Genomic DNA, 4,292 nt, shown 5'->3' with positions numbered 1-4,292 from the left:
GCTCACTTCCGCACCTGGCTCCAGCACCGGTACACCACCCTCGACCGGCTCAACGACGCCTGGGGCACCGACTTCTGGAGCCAGCGCTACGGCGACTGGGCCGAGATCCAGCCGCCCCGCGACACCACCGCCTTCCGCAACCCCGGACAGGAACTCGACTACCGGCGCTTCTCCTCCGACGCACTCCTCGCCCGGCACACCGCCGAAACCGACCTGCTGCGCCGGCACGCCCCCGGCATCCCCGTCACGACCAACCTGATGGGCACCCTGGAGAAGAAGATCGACGGCCACGCCTTCGCCCGCCGCTGCGACCTCGTCGCCGTCGACCACTACCTCACCGCCGCCGACCCCCGGGGCCACATCGACCTGGCCCTCAACGCCGACCTCGCCCGCGGCACCTCCGCCGGCCGGCCCTGGCTGCTGATGGAACACTCCACCTCGGCCGTCAACTGGCAACCGGTCAACGTCGCCAAGGAACCCGGCCAGCTGCGCCGCAACAGCCTCACCCACCTGGCCCGCGGCGCCGACGGCATCATGTTCTTCCAATGGCGCCAGTCCCGCGCCGGCGCCGAGAAGTGGCACTCGGCGATGCTCCCGCACGGCGGCACCGACACCCGCACCTGGAGCGAGGTCACCGGGCTCGGGGCCGACCTCGTCCGCCTGGGGGACGTCGCCGGCAGCCGCGTGGACTCCCACGTCGCCGTCGTCTTCGACTGGCACGCCTGGTGGGCCCTCGAACTGGAGGCCCGCCCCTCCCGACACCTGCGCTACCCCGACCTCGTCCGCGACTGGTACACCGCCCTGTGGAACCTCGGCATCACCTGCGACCTCGTCGCCCCCGACGCCGACCTCACCCCCTACCGTGCCGTCCTCGCCCCCAACCTCTACCTCGTCACCGACACCACCGCCGACAACCTCCACGCCTACGTCGAATCCGGCGGCCACCTCGCCGTCGGCCCCTTCAGCGCAGCCGTCGACGACAACGACCGCGTCCGCCCCGGCCCCCAGCCCGCCGCCCTCACCAAGCTCCTGGGCCTGACCGTCGACGAGTACCTCCCCCTGCGCGAACACACCACCGCCGAGCTCACCACCGGCACCCGCGCACACCTGTGGGCCGAACGCATCCACTGCCGCACCAGCACCCCCTGGCTGCGGTTCGCCGACACCCCCGCCGGAGGACCCGCACGCGGCGGCCCCGCCGTCACCACCCACCACCACGGACACGGCACCGCCCGGTACGTCGGCACCCTCCTCCCGGAGCCGACGCTCACCCACTTCCTCGACACCCTCTGCCGCACGGCCGGCGTCCGCCCGGCCGCGGCCACCCCGCCCGGCGTCGAAGCCGTCCGCCGCTCCGCCGCCGACCGCAGCTACCTCTTCCTCGTCAACCACACCGACCGCACCGTCACCGTCCCCGTGACCGGCACCGGCCTGCTCGACACCCCCGTCACCGACGACCACATCACCCTGCCCCCCGGCGCAGCCACCGTCGTGCAGGAACACCACCCCCGGACGGCCCACCGATGACACCCGCCATCAGCACCGACCGGCCCACGGGCACCGTGCTGCTCACCGCCGCGGACACCGGCTACGCGCTGCGCATCGACCGCGCGAACGGCACCGTCCGCATGCTCCACTGGGGCGCCGCCATCACACTCGACGACGCCCGCCGGCTGCACCTGCCGGACGAACCCGCCAACAGCTTCCACAGCCCCCTCGACGGCACCGAGGAACTGCCCGTCGACGGACAGGTCCGCTTCGCACCCCCCGCCCTCGACGTCCGCTACGCCGACGGCACCAGCGCCCTCGAACCCCTCGTCGACGACTGGACCACCGGCGAGGACGACACGGGAGCGACCCTCACGATCCACCTGCGCGACCGCCACCGCCCCCTCGCCTGGGACCTGCACTACCGCATCCACCACGCGAGCCCCGTCATCGAACGGCACACCGTCTACCGCCACACCGGCACCGACGCCCCCGTCCAGCTCGTCCGGCACGCCAGCGCCCAGTGGAACCCACCCGCCCTCGGCACCTACCGCCTCACCACCCTGCACGGCGCCTGGGCACGCGAGTTCCAGCTCCAGCGCACCCACCTGCCCGTCGGGGAGACCACCCTCACCAGCCGCCGCGGCCACACGGGCCACCAGGCCAACCCCTGGGCCGCCGTCGACGACGGCACCGCCACCGAGACCCACGGCGAGGTGTGGACCACCGCCCTCGCCACCTCCGGCAGTTGGCGCACCACTGCCCTCCACACCGCAGAGGGACGCTGCAGCATCATCACCGGCGCAGGCCACGAAGGCGTCGAGATCACCCTCGACCCCGGAGACACCTGGACGACCCCCACCGCCGTCGGCCACTACACCCCGCACGGCTTCGGCGGGGCCGGCCGCAACTCCCACACCTACATCCGCGCCCACGTCCTGCCCCACCCCCGCGAACCGCGGCCCGTCCTCTACAACTCCTGGGAGGCCACCGGCTTCCACGTCACCCCCGACAACCAGCGCCACCTCGCCGACCTCGCCGCCCGCATCGGCGCGGAACTCTTCGTCGTCGACGACGGCTGGTTCACCGGACGCGACCACGACCGCGCCGGCCTCGGCGACTGGACACCCGACCCCCGCCGGTTCCCCGACGGCCTCGCACCGCTCGCCGACCACGTCCACGGCCTCGGCATGCGGTTCGGGATCTGGGTCGAACCCGAGATGGCCAGCGCCGGCAGCGAACTCCTCCGCAGCCACCCCGACTGGCTGCTCCACCTCTCCGACCGCACCGCCCACCCGCTCCGCCACCAGTTCGTCCTCGACTTCACCCGCCCCGACGTCGCCGCCTGGGCCTACGGCTGGCTCCACGACCTCGTCGAGACCACCGCGGCGGACTACCTGAAATGGGACTTCAACCGGTCCTTCACCGAAGCCGCCACCACCGCCACCGCACCCGCCACCCGCCGCTGCCACATCGACCACGCCCGCGCCGTCCACGCACTGATGGACAGGCTGCGTGCCGCGCACCCCGGCCTGCGCATCGAGTCCTGCGCGGGCGGCGGCGGCCGCGTCGACCTCGCCGGCCTCGCCCGCACCGACCAGGTCTGGCCCTCGGACAACACCGACGCCGTCAGCCGGCTGGCCGTCCAGCACGGATTCACCCACGCCTACCCCGCGCAGATCATGGGCGCCTGGGTCACCGACAGCCCCAACCCGATCACCGGTCGCGAGACGCCCCTGCGGTTCCGCCTGCACACCGCCATGGCGGGCTGCCTCGGCATCGGCGCCGACCTGACCCGGTGGAGCCCCGCCGAACTCGACGAGGCCGCCCGCCACATCACCGCCTACAAGCGGGTGCGGCCCACCATCCACCACGGCGACCACGCCCGCCTCGGCGAGCCGGGCGCCGACGGGAGCCACGCCGTGCAGTACGTCGCCCCGGACCGCAGCCACGCCGTCGCCTTCCAGTGGCGCGTCGGACCCGCCACCACACGCACCGCCCCCGCGCTGCGCCTGCACGGACTCGACCACGACGCCCTCTACCGCGTCACCGACGACACGGACCCCGACGGCCCGCACACCCTGTTCTCGGGCGCGGCGCTGATGGCCCGCGGCATCGACCCGGACCTCCCCGCCGGCCCGTTCAGCAGCAGGATGCTCACCTTCACCCGCGAGCCCCGCCGGCCATGACGGTCATGCCGGACACCCGCGCCCCGGCAGGGGCGAACCCGCCGCCGCGGCAGGCGGCGCTCCGGGCCGGGCACGGCCAGAACGGTCGGCACGGACGCCGTGCAGGAGTACGTCGACGCGATCGCCCCGGAACGCCGCCCGCTCTTCGACCGGGTGAGCGGCCTGATCCTGGAGGCGTTCCCGGAGACGAAACCGACGCTGTCGTACGGAATGCCGACCTACCGCGTCGGCGAGCGCAGGCTCCACGTCGGCGCCCGGCAGCACGGCATCTCGATCTACGGCTGGGGGAAGGACCGCGACGGCGGCTTCACCACCCGGCACCCCGAGCTCGTCAGCGGCCGGGGGACCATCCGGCTGCGGTCGAAGGACGCGGCGGGCATCACCGACGACCAGCTGCGCGGTCTCGTCCGCGCCGCGCTGGAAGCCTGAGCGGCCCCTCGGGAAGGCCCGCCCGGTCACGCGCAGGAGACCGGAACCGGAACCGATTTCCCAAGCTCAGGTGCGGTGCCGTACAGTCGTGTCCACCGACGCGGGGTGGAGCAGCTCGGTAGCTCGCTGGGCTCATAACCCAGAGGTCGCAGGTTCAAATCCTGTCCCCGCTACCACATCCGGAAG

Annotated in this window: 3 protein-coding genes and 1 tRNA gene; all 4 read left to right on the top strand. The window is 73.4% G+C overall.

Annotated elements, in window-relative coordinates; all coding sequences use genetic code 11:
- The coding region (locus ABZ641_RS27450) for a beta-galactosidase (protein WP_359985865.1) at positions 1-1,527 on the top strand (1,527 nt) is incomplete at its 5' end.
- The gene (locus tag ABZ641_RS27445) at positions 1,524-3,677 is read left to right on the top strand and encodes an alpha-galactosidase (RefSeq protein WP_359985863.1); all 2,154 of its coding nucleotides are present in this window, start codon (positions 1,524-1,526) and stop codon (positions 3,675-3,677) included. The genes ABZ641_RS27450 and ABZ641_RS27445, both read left to right, overlap by 4 nt.
- A 99-nt stretch (positions 3,678-3,776) precedes the next feature.
- A complete protein-coding gene (locus ABZ641_RS27440; protein ID WP_359985860.1) occupies positions 3,777-4,106 on the top strand; it encodes a DUF1801 domain-containing protein in 330 nt (109 codons plus the stop codon).
- Positions 4,107-4,205: 99 nt separating this feature from the next.
- Positions 4,206-4,282 (top strand) — tRNA-Met (locus ABZ641_RS27435).
- The last annotated feature ends 10 nt before the right edge of the window (positions 4,283-4,292 follow it).

The organism is Kitasatospora sp. NPDC007106, from assembly GCF_040634455.1.
In the GTDB taxonomy this organism is placed as follows: Bacteria; Actinomycetota; Actinomycetes; order Streptomycetales; family Streptomycetaceae; genus Kitasatospora; species Kitasatospora arboriphila.
Note: the sequence above shows the minus strand (reverse complement) of the source record. Positions and strands in the feature narration are given on the sequence as shown.